We start from the raw sequence: 20302 nt of genomic DNA, 5'->3' as shown, positions 1-20302 counted from the left end.
TAGCCTCAGACAGTCTTGATACTATACGATGTGATATGAGAATTTTATTGATTGAAGATGAACATAAAATTGCTCGAGCACTCAAAAAGGCTCTAGAGCAAGAGAGCTACGCTGTTGACGTGGCTTATGATGGCGACGACGGCTATGCAATGGCTACAACCGAACCATATGACGTTGCAATTATTGATCGTATGTTACCTGGTCAGTACGATGGCCTCGCTATTGTAAAAGCCATGCGAACCACAAAAATTCACACACCTGTACTACTCTTAACGGCTATCAGCGGAGTAAAAGACCGCGCCGAGGGCCTCGATAGTGGCGCTGATGATTACATGATAAAACCATTTGCCCTCGAAGAACTTCTTGCCCGAGTGCGTGCGCTACTTCGTCGTCCAAAAGAACAGCAATCGACTATCCTTGAGGCTGGCGATCTAACCCTTAATACCGTTACATACGAAGTTAAGCGCGAAGACCAGACAATCCAGCTAACCGGTAAAGAGTTCGCTCTTTTGGAATATCTTTTGCGAAACCAGGGGCGACCGTTACCTAAAGAGCTTATTATTGCTCACGTCTGGGATTACGACGCCGATATTCTACCAAATACTGTTGAAGTCTATATTAAATACCTCCGTGCAAAAATCGACCAACCATTTGCCACCCAGCTTATTCATACCGTCCGAGGTTTTGGTTATAAATTACAGGCGGCAAGCTAGCAGTGTTTAAATCCGCCACTCTTAAACTTACAAGCTGGTATTTAGCTATTCTTATAGCAATCAGCTTGTTATTTAGTGTGGTGATTTATTCTATCGCCTCAAATGAAGTAGGCGCACGTATTAACGATGTTCAAAACTCTCCAAGATTTAGTTATGTCGTCAACCATACAATGCTCGACAATTTTAGGGACGTACAAGTACGGCAGGCGAATGCAAGCCTCATAACCTCACTTGTTGTTACTAATATCTGTATCTGGATTGCCGGAGGTATAGGTAGCTACTATTTAGCCAGGCGAACCCTAACTCCCATTGAAGAGGCTCACGAAGCCCAATCTCGCTTTACAAGCGACGCCAGTCACGAACTCCGCACGCCACTTGCTAGTATGAAGACCGAGATCGAGGTTGCGCTACGTGACCCAGCACTTAAAAAAGAGGAGATGCGGGAACTGCTTGAAAGCAACCTTGAAGAGGTAAATAAGCTCACCAACCTCTCGCACATGCTCTTACAGCTTTCACGACTTGATCATGACAATATCGAACAGGGGAAAGTTATTCTTCCTATGGCCATTCAGCCGATTGTCGAAAGACTCAGTAAAAAGGACGGTAACCGCATAGAGTTTACGAGTGGCAAATCACGTCCTGTCATAGCGTCATCCACCCATGTTGATGAACTACTGACGATTCTGCTCGACAACGCACTCAAGTACAGTCCTGAAGGCTCTAAGGTCATCGTTACTCTTCTTAACCAAAAAGACACTGCTGGTTTTTCAGTTAGTAATGAAGGTGAGGGCATTCCTGCCAATATACTGCCTCATATTTTTGATCGTTTTTATCGTGCTGATCAGTCACGCACAAGTGGTGAGAAAAAAGGCTACGGCCTTGGACTTGCTTTAGCAAAAAAGATCGTTGAACTTAATAAAGGTGAGCTGGCGGTTAGTAGCGCACCTGAACAGGTGACTACCTTCCGCGTCTTACTGCCAATCTTCAGCTCTGATAAAGCAAAAAATCAGAAATAGCTGATATTCTCGAAACGTAAATCTAATTAAGGAGACGTCATGAACGTACTAACCCGGGGAATGCGCAATGCCTTACGTAGCCCCATACGATCCGGAGCGATCCTCATAATGCTCGCTATCAGCATTAGTCTGATCTTAGCAATGATGGTCGCCCGAACTAGCGTCAACAACAAGGTGGCTGAGGTAAAGGCCTCGACCGCAACTCAGGTAACCATCAACCCAGCTGGCATTAGTGGAGGAATGGGTGGCGGCGATCCACTTACGGCCGACCAAATAAAAACCATAGCTTCAACGGCACATGTTAAAAGTGTCGCTTCAACGCTCACGGATCAACTGGGTACAAGCGACACCAACCTAACGCCATCACTCGAACTTGGTAGCTTTGGTAAGCGCATGATGAGGTTTGAATCTGCGGATGGCAGCTCAGGTGCTTCTACGAACGTCGGCGGTGGTGCTAATGACACAAGCCGTCCAGCACCAACGCCACGTACAACCGTAACAGGTACAAGCGATCCTGCCTCTATCGTTGCTACTGATAAGATTACTAGTGGTGCAACCATAGACGGCTCAAGTAGCGATCTTATTGCACTTGTCGGTACGACGCTTGCACAAAAGAACAGTCTTTCTGCTGGCAGCACCTTTACCGCCTATGGCAAAACGATCACCGTTAAAGGTATCTTTACGAGTGACAACAAATTCGAAAACAACGGCATCATCATGCCTATCGCAACTTTACAGACCCTCACAAACCAACCAGGAAGTGTCACGAATGTGACGGCAACAATCGACAGTAGCGACAACGTTGCTTCTGCAGTTACAGCTCTTAAGGCTTCACTGGGAGATAAGGCAGATATCACGAGCCAACAGCAACAGGCGGAGAACAGCCTTCAACCACTCGAGAGCATTGCGAGCCTCGCGCTTGTAGGTGTGATCGGTGCCAGCGTTGCAGCAGCTGCCATCATCCTTCTTTCGATGATTATGATCGTGCGTGAACGTCGTCGTGAAATCGGTGTGATTAAAGCGATCGGTGGTACGAACGCAAAAGTAATTGTTCAGTTCGTCACCGAAGCCCTTACGCTCACGATCCTAGGTGGTATCCTCGGCCTTGGGATAGGTGTTATGACCAGCGGTCCCTTAACTCAATCACTCGTCTCGAGCTCAACAAACTCAAATAACCCACAAACTGTTACTTCGACAGGTGGTGGTGCAAGGCGCATGTCATTCGGTGGTGGTTTTGGCGCCATAAGCAGCCAGCTTGGTAGTAATGTCAAAGATGTTACCAGTACATTAACCCCACAGATTTTGGCTGAAAGCGTTGGCATCATTATCTTGATTGCCATCGTTGGTAGCGCCGTTCCGGCCTGGGCTATCGCACGCGTTCGCCCCGCAGAAGTACTAAGGACGGAATAAGGAGAATCTTATGTTAGCAGTAAAAAATTTGACGAAGACATTCAATGCCGCACATGGTGAAGTATACGCCCTAAACGATGTAAGCTTTCGGGTGGAGACGGGTGAGTTCGCATCTATTATCGGAAAAAGTGGTAGTGGCAAGTCGACACTGTTAAGCCTTCTTGGAGCACTCGACACGCCAACTGATGGCAATATCATGGTAGACGATATCGATATCGCTAAACTGTCACCGAGCAAACAGACACAGTACCGTGCTCGTAAGATAGGTTTTGTATTTCAGCACTACAACTTAATCCCAAACCTTAGCGCACTCGAAAACGTCATGTTAGCGCTCGAGTTTGGTGGTGTAAAGGCTATTCACGAACGACGCGAACGAGCAGGGAAGTTACTTGAAGAGGTCGGGATAAGCGCTGACGAGCAGCTTCGTAAACCAGCGCGCCTCAGCGGGGGTCAGCAACAACGTGTTTCAATTGCTCGAGCACTTGCCAACAATCCGGCTGTTATTTTAGCCGATGAGCCAACCGGTAACCTAGACAGTGAGACGGGCAAAAAGATCTTCGACCTCCTCCACAGTCTGTCCCGCACACAGAACACAACTATCTTGGCTGTCACACACGACCTCGATATTGCCGGGAAGACCGATCGCACCTTTACCCTTAAAGATGGCAAAATCGTTCCTTCTAAGCTTAAGAAGTAACGTCGTGCTTTTAGCAACATGGCCCAATTTTAAGAATGGCCTCAGGTTTGGCTGACATACTGGAACTTGTAGCGGATAACGATCAAAAGCATTCGCTAATACAAAAAGGAGGACAGAACATGAACTCTCGCAAGACCATTTATCTCAGCAAAAAAGGTATGAAGGAACTTAAAAAAGCGGTTTCACGGCTAGCACACGAGAAGCAAGAGGCGCTCGCACGTCTGCGCGATATCGACAAAACCGATGGCCATGACGAACGTTTCGCTAGGTCTGAACAGCTTGCTGCAATTGAAGTTATAGAGAGCGAGCTTGCTGACAAGCAGCGCGCACTCTCTCAAGCAAAATTGTTCCCACGCAAGCGTGACGCCATTAAGGTGGCTATCGGTTCGGTTGTCGACCTGCTCGATACAAGTGGTCGCATCGTGCGCTATACAATTGTAGAAAGTATCGAAGCCAACCCGAGCGATGGACGCATTTCCATCAAAAGTCCGCTTGGCAAAAACCTCATCGGTAAACAGATACAGGACGTGGTTGAATGGTCCTCAGGACTACGCACCAACCGCCTACAGCTTGTAAGCATAGGGTAGCCCTATCCGACATGAAAAAAGAGTGAAGCTCCACACTTCACTCTTTTTGTTTTTGCTATAATACTACTAATGCTTTATTACACAAAAACGGTTCGCCAAACCCTAGACGAATTGCAATCTTCCGAACTCGGTCTCGCCATCAGCGAGGCAGAGGAGCGACTACGTCTCAACGGTCCTAACTCTATTCGCGTCTCAAGCGAATCCATATGGCGTAAGATCATAGAGCCATTTGCTAACCTATCTATGGTCATTCTTATTGCAGCGGCAGCTATTAGTATTTTTCGCCACACCATTTTAGACGCAGTCATTATCTCAACCATCATATTAGTAAGTGCCGTCATTTACTACGTACAACGTTTTTCTACTGAGAGAATCTTACGTTCACTTCGCAAGCACGAAGAGCAAAGAGTAGATGTACTGCGTGATGAGAAAAACATCACTATCAGCTCTACACTACTTGTTCCAGGCGACGTTATGACGCTCCGCGAAGGCGACAAAATCCCAGCAGATGCACGTATCATTACCGGACGCGCCCTACGCATCGATGAGGCCCAGTTAACAGGTGAGTCTATACCCGTTGATAAACAGACTGTTGAGCTATCAGGTGAAAAAGAAGTTTACGAACAAACCAATATGCTATTCCAAGGTTCATTTGTCGTCTCAGGCGAGGCAATTGCCGTTGTGATAGCGACCGGTAATGAGACTGAATTTGGCCGGTTAGCCCAACTTACCAAAGACACTCCCGCGGATAGTCCGGTTCAACAAAAGATTGATAAGGTCATTTCGCAGATTATTACTGCAATTGCTGGTATCGCTATTGTCGTTTTCTTACTTTCGCTTTATCGTGGCACAACAATCGCCGACAGTTTGCAATTTGTTTTAGCGCTTTCCGTAAGCGCTGTCCCTGAAGATCTACCAATTGCAGTTTCTATTATCTTAGTCCTCGGCATGCGTCGTATGGCTCATAAAAAGGCGCTCGTGCGCACCATGCGGTCTATCGAGTCAATTGGCGTCATTACCACTATCGCAACTGATAAAACAGGCACTCTCACCAAAAATCAGCTAACTATTCAGGATGTATGGCATTACCAAAACTCGCACAGTCGACTTTCGCACACTATAGCTCGAGCCGCTAACCAATCAACTCATAATCATGGCGATCCTCTTGACGCTGCTTTCCTGCAGTATGCCGAAGCAAAGAATATAAGCCCATCACACCATCAACCGCTCCTTAGTCTACCGTTCGATCAAGAGGTCGCTATGAGTGGCAACTTGTGGCACAACGGCGCCGAATATGACCTAGCCATAAAGGGCGCCCCTGAGCATGTACTGTTACATTGTGACCTTACCGAAAGTGAACATGAACAAACCTCGATGCAGCTTCATAAGTTTACCGGTAACGGCTACCGTGTCATTGCCGTAGCGCATGTTACACTCAAAAAACCAATTACAGAATTTAGTGAGCTACACAAAAGAGATAAGCTTACATTGGACGGTTTTGTAGCCGTTGCCGACGTGCTGCGTCCCGAGGCAAAGTCTGCAATTCAGACTGCACTCCGGGCAGGTGTAAGTGTTCGTATGATTACAGGTGACCACTTTGAAACGGCTTATCATATTGCCAGGCAACTCGGAATGGTCCACTCACGTGATCAAGTTTTTGACGCCCGTCACATGAATGTCATGAGCGACGAACAGCTAGAGGGGATTATTGAGGGGATCCGCGTATTCTCACGAGTAACTCCTGACCATAAATACCGCATTTTAGCACTTCTTAAAAAACACAATATCACCGCCATGACTGGTGACGGAGTTAATGACGTGCCCGCCCTCACAAATGCGCATGTCGGTGTTGCCATGGGAAGCGGAGCACAAATCGCCAAAGATGCAGGCGATATTATTCTTATTAACGATAACTTCAAGGGCATCGTCGATGCTATGCGCGAGGGTCGCACTATTATAGCCAATATCCGTCGCATGCTTGTTTATCTGCTTGCTACAAATACAGGTGAGGTTCTTACAACTATCGCCGCTCTCGTTGTCGGGCTACCAATTCCGTTAGTGCCAGTACAGATCCTCTGGGTCAACCTAGTAACCGATACAGCTATGGTCATACCCCTTGGTCTGGAACCAGGTGAGCGCTCAACGATGCGCCGTCACCCCGACAGGCCAGACGCCCCACTTTTGGATGCATTCCTTATATCACGCATCGTACTTATAGCTATCACCATGGCCGCTTTGACACTGAGCATGTACGCATTCTTCACGCATTGGTATGGTGCAGCCTACGGACGTACGATTGCTTTTACTGCGCTCGTTGTCATGCAGTGGGCGAGTGCAATTAGTCTCAGAAGTGACGATGAACCACTGTTTATGCGTCTGCGCGTCTTTAACGGCAAATTTTACACAGGACTTGCCATTGCTGCAACATTGCAACTTTTCGCAATCTTTACGCCATTTGGAACCGTACTCCACGTTAGCCCTGTCGCGTTGCCAGATCTAGCTATTACTAGTCTTATCGCTCTCGTTATTCCTATTGCCGTTATAGAAGTTCACAAATACATCGGCCGTCGATTTCTTGGACGAAGTCAAACCGCAAAAAATAGTAGATATGGTGAATTTGCGCATGCAGATTCGCTTTAGTCGATTATTCATGTTATGATAGCTTAGCCAAACTCCTTCGAGCAGGGAGACGAACGATGTCTCAGCCCAAAAAGCCAGACCTGACAGATCCGGGCACAGCGGCGGCCACCACCCTCAGTGGCGAACGCATCCCCACGCCCGACCCGTACACGTCCGAGGACTCGGGAACAACCTACGTCACCAACTTCGGCACCAGCGATGGCGCCTACCGTCCAACCCAGTCCACAAGCGGTCGGGTGGAGTCGGGCGAACCTCAGGCAAGAAGCGATGGTCGGTAGACGATCCTGAATGGTGATGAGCTGCGCATACAAACCGCGCCGCTCATCACCACGATCGTCTGCCGTTTAAACCCTGATTCTCAATTTTATTAAGCACGACACAATTTATTTATAGTAGTATGGATATATATGGGTTCATACGAAACAGCTCGCCAAAAATACAAACCCGATCATATCAAGATCCTTCTTATCGCCGAGTCGCCACCTCCTAAACCCGATGTGCAAAGCAGCAGGCAGTTTTATTATGCTGATCGTATTCGTAAGGATGATCGGCTCTTCACTAATACCATTTATGCGCTTTATCCTGAGACGGTTGACCAAAAGGAAGCTGAACTAGAGTCTCAGAAGGAGAGTTGGCTGCGCAGATTCCAGTCCGATGGTTTTTACATGATTGAAGCACTCGAAGAATCACAAGTCCATGAAATTACTAAAAAGGAGCGCCGAGAGCGTATTCGCCAGTCAATACCTCAACTTATTGAGAAAGTAGACGGACTAGCACAATCAAGTACAGGTATCATTTTAATAAAATCCAACGTATTCGATATAGCAGCCGAACCGCTCAAAAAAGCCGGGTTCCGCGTATTAAACACTGAACTTGTCGATTACCCCGGACGATTTAACCAACACGCATATCGAGAGAAGCTCGCCAAACTCACAGCGCTAGTACATAAGTAGTTTTGCTCTTAGGATTGAAGATCCTAGTATCTCCTAATGAAATTTCTCATGTTTATCTAACATCGCCAAAATTGCGTCCATCCGTCGTTGACGCGTCGTATCTGTTTTTGCCGTTTGCAGACGCCAGGCAATTGAGTACAAATTGGTCTTATTGAGGGTATCGAAGAATGCTTTTGCTTCAGGACGTTTAGACAATTCTGTAAGAAAATCCATTGGAATTTCCATCGACACGGCAGGATCGTAGGCTTTTTGCCAACGACCATCAGCCTTTGCCGCCTCAACCTCGGCAATCCCAGCAGCCGCCATGCGCCCTGCTTGTGTTAATCGTTCGATATGTTCAATATTACGCTTTGACCATAGACCCTTGGGACGACGTGGAGTAAATTTCTGCAGATAGGAATCACCGTCATATGATGCGGCCTGGCTATCTATCCAGCCATAGCAAAGTGCCTCATCGAGCGCAGTGGTGTGGTTTATAGATTCACCGTGACCTTTCTTATAAAAACGTAACCATACACCGCTACTTATGGCATGATTTTCATCGAGCCATTCATGCCACTGTGTATCAGTAGCGAACAGTTTAATAGGTAAGTCATTTTTCATTTCAGTCATAAGATCTCCTGACTCAAAAACATTATTAAGCGTCTATGGCGTTTACCATATCAAGTAGCTTAGTCGTTGTGGCCCAGTTACGTATTGTCATAGACTGATAGGGCACTGTTCCAATGATTCTATTGAGGCGGCTTTTAGTTCTCACAACACCCAATCTCTGTGAATAAATGACACCGTCGCCAGGCCACACTGAGTCAATACCTTCTTTAGGACTAAACACTGACATAGCGTCAGCCAAGGCAATGTCCATCAAGAATATCGCATCACTGTAATATTTTTCTGGCTGCTCGCCAAAGCCTTTAGGTTTATTGTCAATTACTGCCTGAAGTTGATCACGAGTTAGTACAAGTACCTTAACGATAGAGCTGTCCAACGTAAACCTTTTAGGCAAGTTTTCCTCAATTTTTTTACCGAGAGTCTTTGCATCGAGATCTGACTGCATGATAACGTTACCACTCTGAATATAAGTTATAACGTTTGTAAAACCCTGTTCTTCAAGAAATAGTTTTAGACCTACCATTGGGATTTTATTCTTACCGCCGACATTTATGCCACGCAGGAGTACTACATATATCATTAAACCTATTATATATGCCTTCCGGGCAGAAAATTTAAAAATCGTCCGACCGAGGACGACTTATCGTGAATAGACTAGGGGGTTGTACCGGGGACGCGAGATTCGTGCTCTCGCGCCCCCAGCGGGCTAGCTCTACCGCATCAAGCGCGCGGCATCTGGGCATTGCCACGAGGGATCTTGCAGACTACGGGAATACCCCTGTACGAACGCGTTGAAGACGGGAATGGAGTTCATCTCCTGTCGCCACACAAGCGGCAAGCAGAAGGGATTCCAATGCCACGGTTCGTGGTCACAGGGCACCAAACCGAGCCCGTGCGGCGTTATTCCGAGCAGCCCGTGCGCCACCAGAACCTCCAGAAATGGAGGTACTTGCGGCGTCGCAAGATCCATACGAACCTTATTGCCACGGAGCCACAGGTTAACGTCGATCACGGCGATGAGCGGTCGCGTGCCCGGGTTGAGGCTGTAGGCACGACACACAATCCGTGCAGCCAGCTTGGCCGGCTCCTCGCCCAGGTCGTCCAACTGGGCACGTCTCCATCCGCGCCTATTCAGCGCCTGGTCCATCGGATGAATCGGTGATTCCATTTGAGCCTCGATTCTCTCGTGCGTGCAGAGTTGCACACTTTATATATTTATAACATAATACTCGATTAATCAAAAGACGTGTCAACCGTCACCAAATCATCAAATAGCCCATAAAAATAGCACCGTCAGATGACGGTGCTATTTTGCCAGTCGGAAGTATCTACTTCCAGCCGAAAGCCTGACTCAAAATCCACAGCGATGCCGCAATGGAAATAAAGAACAGACCCAGGCCAACCGGGCTACCCCAGCTGAACCAGGAACCCCACGAGCGCCAGTGTTTCAGGCTATCCCCGTAGCTGTAGACGTATCCCTTTGGGTCGTCTTGAGAGCTTTTGTCTTGGTGTTGCATAGTGCCTCTTTATTAGTTAATGAGAGCTACTACCCTAGAAGGCTCGACGATATCCCTCGAGTGGTGTAAGCCGACTCATTCATCTTAGTGATCGAGGTTTCCGTCCATGATGTTCGCCGAATGAGTAGCGCATGGTTGCAAGGGGTGACCACTTTACATGTATTTAAACACAGAATAGCCAACACAGCAATTGGTCTCAGAAAAAGTTATTCTACATATCCACTAGAATGGGAATCAGATTTTTTCATATTTTTACAAGGTCTAGCTTATCTTCAAGATTAGACGTTCCTTGCACTAGTCGGCCTTTCGTATGCTTGCAACACAACTAGAATTTAAAAATGTTCATCATCTCTGAATATTTATAATGGGTTGTTGTTGGTTACGCCGGGTTGTCAGCCCTGTTCACGACAGTGCCCTTGATGACCTTGCCGTGGTACTCGCTCTTGCGGTACCGGCGCCACCAGGGGTTCATCCAGTCCTCGTAGTCCTCCACGCTGCTCATGTAGAAGAACGGGGCAGCGACGGCCGCGATTGGCCAGAAGAACGCGACGAACAACTGGACAAGCAGCCCCCAGAAACGCAGGAAGTTCCAGAAGCGGAACACACGCCAGAACGTCCCGTACTTGCTGAAGGAGGCGTGTCCCCAGTTGAGGAACCGGTAGAACCAGCTCGTGTTCTCGAACGGCGGCTCGATGTACCGCTGCTTATTGGCCGGCCTCGCGACTCCCGTGAAGAAGTAGTTGTAGACGTCCTCGAGCAGGCTGGTTTCCAGCCGGTCGTTCGGGTGGTTTGCCCTGTACGCCTTGCGGGCGACGGCGATGAACATCGCACGACGCACCGGCGTGAAGACGAACCACAGCATGGCCATCAGGAGACGACTCGCGTCCCCCGGCCACACCAGGTACCACAAGTACATGCTCACAGCCACCAAGTACAGCGGCAGCCCGAGCATCGGCCAGGCGAATCGCCGTGCCCGTGCACGCACGAGGTTGATCGGCTTCGACTTGCGCTGACCGGCGCGCGGGCCGGTGGTCCAGTACTCAGCCCTACGGCTGTCGTACCCGACCTGTCGACCGCGCATCCAGCTCCACAGCCACCACACCAGTTCGAGCGTCATCCCGGACAGGACGACGATCGTGATGATGAGCCACCCCAGCCGGTTGCCACTCCACTGCAGCAGGTGCTGCGAGAAGATGGTTCCCAAGAGGTCGCCCACCCAGGAGAACGGGGCGTGGTGCCACACACCGAGGTGCGTGAGCCAGTGCACCGGGGGCAAATTGCCCACCTGATCCACAATGTTGGACAACGTCCTCACCCTTTCAGGATACGAAATGACGGCGGTCGCCGTCACGATTGCATACTTTAACATAATTTTTATATAAAGTAAATAATTTAAGTTGAGATTACTATGAAATTATGTTATTGTAAGTGGCGCAAGTACCTCATCCAATCACACACTGGAGGCAACCGTGCGACATCAATCCGAGGTTACGACGATCCCCAATTCCCTCCGAAGGAGGGTGATGTGGGCCAATCGGATCATTCGGCTCCTGCTTGTCTGTGCGGCAAAGACACGGCTGTTCGTCCGACCAACAGTAATCGGTCGTGAGAATCTCTCCTCCTCCGGGGGAGTGGTGATCGCGTCGAACCACCTGTCCACGTTCGATCCCATCGGGCTGTTCGCGCCCATCGTCAAGTTCCGGCCAGACGTAACATTTCTGGCCATGGCCGAGCTGTTCCGAAGCCCGATTGCTGGTCGCATACTGCAGTGGTTCGGTATCATCCCGGTTCATCGCGGTACGGACACAGCCGTTGAGGCATCGAGGGTCGGCGTTGCGGTTCTCACGGCCGGTGGTGCGGTCGCGGCCTTCATCGAAGGCAAGATCTCACGCACAGGCGAGCTGCTGCCCCCGAAGAACGGTGTGGCATACATGGCATCCGAAGCGGGTGTGCCGGTCATTCCGGTTGCGATGGTCGGTACCAACCGCGTGAAGCGCCCAGGTACCGGATGGTGGCACTGGGGATGGCGTCGTCGCTACACCATCGTCATCGGCAAGCCCATGACGCCCCCGCAGTGCCTATCAACCAAGCAACAGCGTGACGCGTTTAGTGAGGAGGTGATGGAGGCGATCCGTAGCCTGATCGAGATGGCTACTCCGTCTTCAACCTGACCGTACTGCATTTCGTCCCCGACAGGAGTCTTCGACTTCGCGTCGGGGACTCCTGTCTTTTCAATGCATAAATAGATCTCATGAGAATAGCCGCTTCCAGTAGATGGGCTGCAAATTACGAGACACAATTTCACCCTTCCCATATCCTGATATAATAATCCGAGTGAATACTCTACCCACCTACGAAGAAATCATTGCACTCCATAGAAAATATGCACCATCACAAGCTGCCTTTGATTTGGTTTTCACTCACTGTCAAATAATTTGGGAGCTTGCCGAGCAGCTCATCCAGAAATCGAGCCTCCCGGTAAATTCTGAACTTGTAAAAGTCGGGTGTCTGTTGCATGACGTCGGTGTATACCGCCTCTACCTGCCGAACGGTGAGATCGATCATGCGAACTACATCAAGCATGGAACCGAAGGCTTTGCGTTACTTAAAGAAGAGGGTTTCGATGAACAACTTTGCCGCTTTGCTTCGAATCATACTGGTGTAGGTCTAACCAAAAAAGAGATCGAGGAAGACAAGTTACCTATCCCGCCTTCTGACTACTTTGCAGAAACCCCAGAAGAGCGGCTGACCATGTATGCAGACAAGTTTCATACCAAGACGACACCTCCGAAGTTTATGACGGCGGATACCTATGCTGAAAAGCTGGAGAAGTTTGGTGAGGAAAAAGTAGCACGTTTCAGACAATTCCAAAATGAACTTGGCACACCTGAGCTCCGATCATTAGCTAAAAAATATGGCTTCGAAATCATATAGTGGATACGGGGGATAGGATCACGAAAACTTCTATTTGCTCGAGCATATAGCCCTAGAAATCAGTTATATGTGCATGTTATGCTTATGTTTATGGGCGAACGTATAACACGGGAAGAACTAGATTCTATTGCAGATATTATTAAGCAAGGGCCATACGAAGGGTATCCAGAACACAGAAACCGTTTATTTCTAGGAGCGGCCGGATTACGCCTAGCCAAGGTTGGTACCAATATTCCGGATGGTCTCTGGCACGTTGCGAACCATGTTAACCGTCAAGGCAAGACTAAGGGTCTGGATCCGGAAGTTCCAGATTCTGGTATGTCTATGGTTGATCCCAAACTTATAGCACGCTGGCGCAGCGCAGGCTTAAGCATCGACCAGTACGGACGTCCTATTCACCCCGATGCCGAACCGTTGCTAGCAGATCCACGAATTGGCCTTCCAACTGGCGCAGGATTTTTTTACAAATACGGGCCAAACGAAACGGTCGACCCCGTTACTTATCGGGGTGAATTACCCGAGTTCCTTCTTATCCGAAGAGAGAAGGGCAGAAGATGGGCTCTTCCGGGTGGCTTTGTAGACCGCAAGGATAAATCAGCGCAGAAAGCAGCGCGTCGAGAGCTCAGCGAAGAGACCGGACTCACTGAGGTAGGTGGCGTTGACGAGGTTATTCTGAATAAGCGATCCGTTGGACTTCGCGACACAATCCATGCTTGGACAGAAAACACCGTGGTCTTAATTCACGGAAATCAAGAGTACTTATATGACACTGAGCCAGTTGCACGGGACGACGCGATTGATGTAGGCTGGTTTACAAGAGAAGGAATGGACTCACTAGAAATGTTTGATGCGCATGCACAATATATCGAAAAGGCGTATGACGAAATACATCGAAAACACCACTAGGTATTTGCATGAAGTAATAAAATAGTATATATTATACGCGAGTCACAGCTTGATTCACCTTCTAGCAGATTGGACGCCATGCGTGCCATCGCAAGGATCAGCGGCGTAATCACCGCTGTCACTCTGACCGCCCTTCTCGCCGCGTGCGGGGGAGCTCAGAGCCAGACGAGTTCAACCAGCTCGACCACTAGCGTTGCCGCTCAGGCCGCACCGCCGGTGATGTCCACCTCGCTCCCCGCTAAGCCGGTGTGTGAGGCGTTCTCCAAGGATGCCGTCAGCCAGATCATCGGCAAGACGGTCTACTCGGTGAACGACGTCGACATTTCGGCTGGCGCCCAGCCGACGGTGTGTTTCTACTACACAGACACCCAGGAGGTCAACAACGTCGAGATCCACTGGATGTTGGTCAAGGATGCGATCTGGGATACCCAAATCGCTGCACTGGGCACGACCGAGTCGGGGGGCATGAAGTCAACCTCAGTCCGGTACGCCGGACTGGGCGACGACGCCATCAGAGGCGTAACCACCTTCGAGGGCAGGACGGTCAACGAGTACGAGGTACTCCTGAAGCAGCGAGGAGTCGTTCTCGACATCACCAACTCGGCAAACCTGCCGGATGGTGCATTCCTCAACCTAGTGAAGATGGTCATCCAGACCGTCAACAAGCTGTAGGCCGAGCGAGACCGGGCGACAAACCCAGAGTCTCGCTCGGCCACGAAAGCGCAAACTATTTTATATGCAATAATCACCATTTTAAATTAAAAGAGATCGACTATATGTCGATCTCTTTTAATGTCTTCTATGAGTCTCTTTACTCCGCGCTCTTGACTTAGCGTATAGTTCATTAGTATCGTGAAGTGAATCAGCTTATGAAAATACTTTTCCATAGCCCTAAAACCATGAAGGCTGAACTGTCGTCAGTTCATAGACTTCTTCGACGTTTCGGGTTCTATTACTCGTTCAAAGGTGTTGAGCAATTTAAGAACAAGTTCAAACCAAACTGGGAGACCCGTTATATTACCTACAGCGGATCGCCTGCCAATCTACTGCGAGCAGTTAAAGATGCTGAATACGTTTCATCGTATAAGACACGCGGAGACCGGCTCGTTTATCTTACAACGATTGCTGGAATTGCCATTTTCTCAATCGGTTTATACTTCATTCTTAACTAATCACAATACACTAAATAAATGACTGTTTTATAAATGTAGCTAGAAAGTACCCCTTTCATATGGTAAAATAGTGGAGCTTTGGGGTGTCGCCAAGTGGTAAGGCACATGGTTTTGGTCCATGCATTCGGGGGTTCGAATCCCTCCTCCCCAGCCAAGAATTTATTTTTCGAACCAAAAACATCCAACCCTCCCCGGTGACCCGGAGAGGGTTGTCGATCTTAAGGACTTATTCGCCCTTCGCGTGAAGCTGCCTGCCTTCGGTTGTGTAATTGCGGGTGCGGTTGTACGCGAGCTTCTGCTCTACCGCTTCCCAGAGGTCGAAACCCATCCGTTCGGCGTTGTAGAGCAACCCGATCACCACATCGGCGAACTCAGCTGGGACGCCGAGAGGTTTGCCTTCGGGCGAGAACCGAACCTCGGCGTCTTTGTACAAACGCCACGCCTGAAAGGCCTCCGAGATCTCCTCGTGGAGATGCGCGACTTCCTCGGCGAAGCTGTTCTTGTCCGCCGGGTCCCACCCCGAATCGAGGCACTCCTGGTAGACTGTCCGTTGATCGATCACTCCTGCACCTCCGTGATGACAAGTTCCGTATCCCCGTTGTACAGGAAGGATTCTATTTCCGCAAAATTTTCTCCATCGGTTTTCCTTTGGCGAGTTCGTCGACTAGTTTGTCCAGATAGCGGATTTCCTGCATCAGTGGATCTTCGATGTCCTCGACTCGAACGCCGCAGATCACACCAGTGATTAGCTTTCGCGCCGGATTCATCCTCGGGGATTTCCCGTAGAAGTCTTCGAAGCTGGTCTTTTCCTCGAGCTGCTTCCCCAACTGGAGCTGAGTGTAACCGGTCAGCCAACGGATGATTTCGTCGAGCTCGGCCTTGGTCCGTACCTTGGTCTCCACTTTCTTCACGTAGTGCGGGTAGACCTCGGCAAATGGCAATGCGTAGAGTCGCTCTTTTTTCATATAAAATGAGTGTATGCCAACGAAGACAATATCTGAAGGAGTAGTTCACAAATTGCCTGCCGATTTGCGGAAGGCGCTACTCGCCGACCCTGACGCCTTGGCGCAGTGGGAGGATATTACTCCACTTGCCCGCAATGAATGGATTTGTTGGGTAATATCGGTGAAGCAAGAAGCAACCCGTAAAGACCACGTCAGGCGGGTACCCGAGGAATTGGTTCAAGGTATGCGCCGACCCTGTTGTTGGGTCGGCTGTTTACACCGGACAGATAAGTCGGCTAGCCGTTCGCAGAAATTCGTTGCCGAACGTCAAAGCCAGTAGTGTAAAATCCAAATTCAGGGGGATTCTCTAGATCCGTAGTTCGAACATTAAATACATTCCAGAGCTCGACCAGTTAAGAGGCTTGGCGGTGCTGCTGGTTTTTTATTTCCACGCCATAGCCGCCATGTCCGTAGCGCCCTACTATTTCGGGGTAGGTGCCAACTCGACCCCGATTGTCCGCTCTCCGCTGGACGTTCTGATCGTCAACGGGTTTACCGGGGTAGCCCTATTCTTCGCCTTGAGCGGTTTTATCCTCACCTCGGCGGCCTTGAATGCAGACAAGGTGAACTGGAAAAACTTCTACATAAACCGCTTTTTGCGGCTCTTCCCCTTATATCTAGTGGTCAACCTATTGGCGTTTTCCGTCGGCAAAATGCCGTCGAGGCAGCTGATGTTAAACCTGATTGGCTTCGGTAATTATCATTTGGGCTATGGCATCTTCGACATTGTTCTGTGGGTAATTTCGCTTGAGATTCAATTCTATTTTCTGCTGCCCTATCTTCTCGCGCTACTGAAACGGTACGGCGTAAAAGTGCTTTGGATTCTGCTGGCAGCATTGTCGGTCGTGAGGCTGGCTATCCGTCTGGACGGATCGTACTTGCATGAACTGGTTTACTGGACCATGCTCGGCCGGCTCGATCAATTCCTGGTCGGAATGCTGGCAGCCTTTTACTGTTTCAATGGCGACTGGCTGACCAAACTACCGATGCTTCCCGTCCGAAAGCTGGCTATTGGGCTCATCGTGTCCTTTACGGCGCTGGTGATCTTGCTTTGGGTGTATACCGTGACCGGGTGGAAATATGGGCCATCGTATTTTCTAGTCGTTTGGCCGGTCCTTGAGCCGTTGGTCTGGGCGGCCGTGGCGGCTTGCTATGTAGGGTTGGCTCGGATCTACCAGCCAAGGTGGCTTGAACCATTGAGGCTGGCTGGAGTAATAAGTTTTTCCTTATACATTTTGCAGTATCCGATCATCAAGCTGCTTCAGCGCGCTGGATGGGTGGTAACAATCAATAATCACCGGGTTTCAGCGGGACTGATCTCGGCGACTTTAATTTTCCTGCCGGTTACGATCGTATTTGCGGTGGCAGCTTACTACCTAATCGAAAAACCTCCGTTGAAGCTCAGGAAGCGTTATATCAATTAGAATACGACGACGGCTTGATTACTAACTCCTGGCACCGCGTTCATGTTGCCAAGTAGAGATCCGGCCGACCAGTACGATGCGCTGCCGGTCCAGGCGTCGTTGACGTAGAACCCGATAGGGTTATCGGCGCTACCCTGCACACCATAGACGACCCGAGCATGCATTGAGGTTGTCGTGTTCACCCTGCCCGAGCTGGTATTCCAAGAGTCGGCGTAAGCCGCTCCAATGTGCCCCCAGACCTCAACCGGATTGCCGGCGTAGACTTGTCCGGCGATAAATGCAGCACTAACGCCGAAGTACGCGCTGGCGCTACGGCCATAGCTTTGGGCGGCTCTGGCGACCGGTCCAGCGTGCACACCGTAACCTTGCGTCCAGCTAAAGGTCGAGAGGAAACCAACGAACATTTCGTTTGGGTTGTCCCAGTCATCACCGTTCCGGGCCCTTGGGTTGTAGCCAATGATATTAACGATCGCGTTCTCCGAGGTTTGGATACCACGGTAGGCCAGTAGCATCCGAAGCGATGTCAGCTCGCAGCTACGGCCATAAGGCTGGGTGTAAAGCGGCACATTTAGTTTAACGACCTGCGCTACGGTAGTGTAGGACCCACTCAAAACGCCTGCGCTAGGTAGACCCCAGGTCGGGACTACTCCCGCACCGACGCTGAAGGTGTAGCCAGTTTGGTAAGCCTCCCCCGAAGGTGAGTAGGTCATGGTATTGCCGGACCAGGACAGTTTGCCGGGTACGTTTGGGCCGACACTAAAGCGTTTTTCGGCCGAGGCATGATCTACTGCCTGGTCGAAGGTAATGTGCATTGGCGAATTCGGGGCGACGCCACCTCCAGGGCTGAAGCTGGCTGTGACTGCTCCGTTGGTCGCAAAGGCGAAGGGACGGTCTTTTTCTAGCACACCACCGACTTTTGATCTCAACCCAGCTTTGACGGTGTACTTATAGGTTTTGCCAGGAGAAATTCCCTCCGGAACATATCGGTAGGTTTTAGCATCAACCCAGCTACCCTTCCCCGCGAAATCGAATTTAAAGGCTGTTTGAGTGGTGTCCATCGGCTGGTCAAAGCCAATGTCGACGGTTTGATCCTTATTGAAGTGGTCCCCTTCCCGGGCGGAGACGATCGCGGGTTGGGTAACGGTCGTAAAGGTCGAACTGACTACAGCTTTGTTTTTGTCTGGCAAGGCAGGGTCTTGAACCGAAAAAGTATAGCTGGTGCCTTGTTTCAAAGGACTACTGGGCTCCCAGGCCATCACCTGCCCATCGGATATTTGGTTTAACTTCACCTTTGGGTTGAGGCTCGCACTTAACTTTCGAGGATACTCGCTGGCGTCGGATTGGACGACTATAAATCGTGGCTTGATTGAAACGTTTTTGGAATTAGACTTTGGGCTGATGCTTTTAATTCCGGCCGCGACCTCGGTAGTAAAGGCCTGCTCGATATCCGGCAGAGGGGCATTTGTAATTGCGCGTTTTAATCCGGTAATCCGAACCTTGTAGGTGTGCGAGATCTGAAGATTGCCGTTGGGGATAAAATCTGCCTCCGAGACTCCGAGCGGGGTGCGCTTTTGCTCCCATGCGCCCGGTGCATCTGGGCTAATGCTGGCTACATACGTTGGCGCAACATCCTGGCCAAATTTAACTCTTAAAGGACCTTCTACCGGGACCGAATCTCGGCCGACGACCCTGGCCGCTAAGGGCATTTGGGTGCGGACTACTCCAAGACCGACGCTAAGCAGCACTATCCCAGCAATTATCGGAGCTGGGCTAGGTTTGAGCGCTGGTTTGAGGTGACCTAAAATTTGTTTGCGAAGCAAACTCCCCCCTTAAGATAGCTCGTCGGCTACCCAGATCGCTATCAATTTAGCCAAACCCCAGCCGATCAAAGCGAATACAACCATGGCAATTAGGGTAGCCGGCTCAAACACCGAGACGGTTTCTACCCCCGAGGTTACCGCTGGATGGAAAATCGACCGGAAAGGTGAGATTAAAATACCACCCAGTGAGTAAACCATCGACACAAAAGCACTGGTTGGGTTCGCGCCCAACAACTTAAATACCAATCGGAAACCCAGCAGGCTCTCGATGGCTCCTAGCCCGTAATACACCAAATGATAAGCCTCAAAAAAGTGTTTACGTTCCTCTGCTAGTTTGTTATTTGCACGTCTGGCCGTCGATTTTTTCTTCATACTGCTGCCTCCAATTTTAGTATATTCTGCTCAAATTGCTAATGCTTATATTCCAACCGCGTAATGGTCACACTGCGACTGTGGTTGGCCACCATTAATGATGGTCGCCATCCAGTCCATTACTGCAGCCCTGCCAGCGTTAAACATCGGGGCATAGTGGGTTGCGCCAGATAGCTCCCAGCGTAAATTGCTGGAACCATCTGCACAGATACGTTTAGCCAATTCTTCCTGGGCCCCGACTAGAATTACCTGATCGTTCTTCCCGGAAACCAGTAGAACCGGTGTATTTAGCGCTTCACCGGCTAAATTCTGGTCGAGCAAGCGGCTAAATTCCGGCGCTACCCCGTAAATGTTGTTGGCGCGCATCGCAGCCAAAAAAGCCGGTTGGTACAGCGCATTCAAGGAGCCAGTGGTGCCAAAGTACATGATTCCGCTGCTAGCGAATGGCTCGACGTTGTTGATGCAGTACTTTCTGGCATCGGCCTCAATGGTAGGTGCATATTTGGGGGTAAAGATCTCCGAGGCGGG

General features: G+C 49.8%; 23 protein-coding genes and 1 tRNA gene. 15 read left to right on the top strand and 9 right to left on the bottom strand.

The window, feature by feature from the left end:
- Positions 1–35: 35 nt before the first annotated feature.
- The 7 genes from VLG36_04840 (at position 36) to VLG36_04810 (ending at position 8016) form a co-directional block, all read left to right on the top strand.
- Positions 36–713 (top strand): response regulator transcription factor, encoded by a 678-nt coding sequence (locus VLG36_04840; protein HSW78099.1) that lies wholly within the window; start codon positions 36–38, stop codon positions 711–713.
- A 2-nt stretch (positions 714–715) separates the two neighbouring features.
- Positions 716–1729 carry an ATP-binding protein gene (locus tag VLG36_04835; GenBank protein HSW78098.1) on the top strand — a complete coding sequence of 338 codons (1014 nt, stop codon included), beginning with the start codon at positions 716–718 and terminating at the stop codon, positions 1727–1729.
- Positions 1730–1768: 39 nt separating this feature from the next.
- On the top strand, positions 1769–3139 hold the full coding sequence (locus VLG36_04830; GenBank protein ID HSW78097.1) for an FtsX-like permease family protein: 1371 nt from the start codon (positions 1769–1771) through the stop codon (positions 3137–3139).
- Between the two features lie 10 nt (positions 3140–3149).
- Complete coding sequence (locus VLG36_04825) at positions 3150–3836, top strand: ABC transporter ATP-binding protein (protein ID HSW78096.1); 687 nt, start codon at positions 3150–3152, stop codon at positions 3834–3836.
- A gap of 47 nt (positions 3837–3883) precedes the next feature.
- Positions 3884–4423 (top strand): GreA/GreB family elongation factor, encoded by a 540-nt coding sequence (locus VLG36_04820; protein HSW78095.1) that lies wholly within the window; start codon positions 3884–3886, stop codon positions 4421–4423.
- A gap of 69 nt (positions 4424–4492) precedes the next feature.
- Entirely contained in the window at positions 4493–7063 is a 2571-nt protein-coding gene (locus tag VLG36_04815) for a cation-transporting P-type ATPase (GenBank protein HSW78094.1), read from the top strand.
- Positions 7064–7470: 407 nt separating this feature from the next.
- Complete coding sequence (locus VLG36_04810) at positions 7471–8016, top strand: hypothetical protein (GenBank protein ID HSW78093.1); 546 nt, start codon at positions 7471–7473, stop codon at positions 8014–8016.
- Between the two features lie 33 nt (positions 8017–8049).
- On the opposite strand, the gene VLG36_04805 is transcribed toward VLG36_04810, so the two are convergent.
- From VLG36_04805 to VLG36_04790, 4 genes are all read right to left on the bottom strand, one after another.
- Complete coding sequence (locus VLG36_04805; GenBank protein HSW78092.1) at positions 8050–8628, bottom strand: YdeI/OmpD-associated family protein; 579 nt, start codon at positions 8626–8628, stop codon at positions 8050–8052.
- 25 nt (positions 8629–8653) lie between these two features.
- Positions 8654–9205, bottom strand: coding sequence for a DUF1697 domain-containing protein (locus VLG36_04800; GenBank protein ID HSW78091.1), 552 nt, complete (start codon positions 9203–9205; stop codon positions 8654–8656).
- A gap of 132 nt (positions 9206–9337) precedes the next feature.
- A complete protein-coding gene (locus tag VLG36_04795) occupies positions 9338–9793 on the bottom strand; it encodes a hypothetical protein (GenBank protein HSW78090.1) in 456 nt (151 codons plus the stop codon).
- A 728-nt stretch (positions 9794–10521) separates the two neighbouring features.
- Complete coding sequence (locus tag VLG36_04790; GenBank protein ID HSW78089.1) at positions 10522–11511, bottom strand: hypothetical protein; 990 nt, start codon at positions 11509–11511, stop codon at positions 10522–10524.
- A 154-nt stretch (positions 11512–11665) separates the two neighbouring features.
- Here VLG36_04790 and VLG36_04785 point away from each other — a divergent pair, with 154 nt between their 5' ends.
- From VLG36_04785 to VLG36_04760, 6 genes are all read left to right on the top strand, one after another.
- A complete protein-coding gene (locus tag VLG36_04785; GenBank protein HSW78088.1) occupies positions 11666–12313 on the top strand; it encodes a lysophospholipid acyltransferase family protein in 648 nt (215 codons plus the stop codon).
- A 163-nt stretch (positions 12314–12476) separates the two neighbouring features.
- Positions 12477–13076: an HDIG domain-containing protein gene (locus VLG36_04780; GenBank protein ID HSW78087.1), complete on the top strand. Its 600-nt coding sequence runs from the start codon at positions 12477–12479 to the stop codon at positions 13074–13076.
- Positions 13077–13166: 90 nt separating this feature from the next.
- Positions 13167–13982 (top strand): NUDIX domain-containing protein, encoded by an 816-nt coding sequence (locus VLG36_04775; protein ID HSW78086.1) that lies wholly within the window; start codon positions 13167–13169, stop codon positions 13980–13982.
- Positions 13983–14060: 78 nt separating this feature from the next.
- Positions 14061–14654, top strand: coding sequence for a hypothetical protein (locus VLG36_04770; protein HSW78085.1), 594 nt, complete (start codon positions 14061–14063; stop codon positions 14652–14654).
- Between the two features lie 197 nt (positions 14655–14851).
- Complete coding sequence (locus VLG36_04765) at positions 14852–15154, top strand: hypothetical protein (GenBank protein HSW78084.1); 303 nt, start codon at positions 14852–14854, stop codon at positions 15152–15154.
- A 79-nt stretch (positions 15155–15233) separates the two neighbouring features.
- Positions 15234–15308 (top strand) — tRNA-Gln (locus VLG36_04760).
- Positions 15309–15380: 72 nt separating this feature from the next.
- On the opposite strand, the gene VLG36_04755 is transcribed toward VLG36_04760, so the two are convergent.
- Together VLG36_04755 and VLG36_04750 are read right to left on the bottom strand one after the other, a co-directional pair.
- Positions 15381–15716 carry a hypothetical protein gene (locus VLG36_04755; GenBank protein ID HSW78083.1) on the bottom strand — a complete coding sequence of 112 codons (336 nt, stop codon included), beginning with the start codon at positions 15714–15716 and terminating at the stop codon, positions 15381–15383.
- Positions 15717–15768: 52 nt separating this feature from the next.
- A complete protein-coding gene (locus VLG36_04750; GenBank protein HSW78082.1) occupies positions 15769–16119 on the bottom strand; it encodes a DUF2200 domain-containing protein in 351 nt (116 codons plus the stop codon).
- Positions 16120–16132: 13 nt separating this feature from the next.
- Between VLG36_04750 and VLG36_04745 the strand changes: the two genes are divergently transcribed.
- Together VLG36_04745 and VLG36_04740 are read left to right on the top strand one after the other, a co-directional pair.
- On the top strand, positions 16133–16438 hold the full coding sequence (locus tag VLG36_04745) for a YdeI/OmpD-associated family protein (GenBank protein ID HSW78081.1): 306 nt from the start codon (positions 16133–16135) through the stop codon (positions 16436–16438).
- A gap of 31 nt (positions 16439–16469) precedes the next feature.
- Positions 16470–17582, top strand: coding sequence for an acyltransferase (locus VLG36_04740; protein ID HSW78080.1), 1113 nt, complete (start codon positions 16470–16472; stop codon positions 17580–17582).
- Here VLG36_04740 and VLG36_04735 read toward each other — a convergent pair.
- From VLG36_04735 to VLG36_04725, 3 genes are all read right to left on the bottom strand, one after another.
- The gene (locus tag VLG36_04735; GenBank protein ID HSW78079.1) at positions 17579–19402 is read right to left on the bottom strand and encodes a C39 family peptidase; all 1824 of its coding nucleotides are present in this window, start codon (positions 19400–19402) and stop codon (positions 17579–17581) included. The genes VLG36_04740 and VLG36_04735 overlap by 4 nt on opposite strands.
- 9 nt (positions 19403–19411) lie before the next feature.
- On the bottom strand, positions 19412–19774 hold the full coding sequence (locus VLG36_04730) for a hypothetical protein (protein HSW78078.1): 363 nt from the start codon (positions 19772–19774) through the stop codon (positions 19412–19414).
- Between the two features lie 45 nt (positions 19775–19819).
- Positions 19820–20302: hypothetical protein (locus tag VLG36_04725; GenBank protein ID HSW78077.1), on the bottom strand; the 483-nt coding region annotated here is incomplete at its 5' end.

Source organism: Candidatus Chromulinivoraceae bacterium (assembly GCA_035478595.1).
In the GTDB taxonomy this organism is placed as follows: domain Bacteria; phylum Patescibacteriota; class Saccharimonadia; order Saccharimonadales; family Saccharimonadaceae; genus CAMLKC01.
The sequence above is the reverse complement of the archived record's forward strand: the minus strand, read 5'-3'. Positions and strand labels throughout refer to the sequence as shown.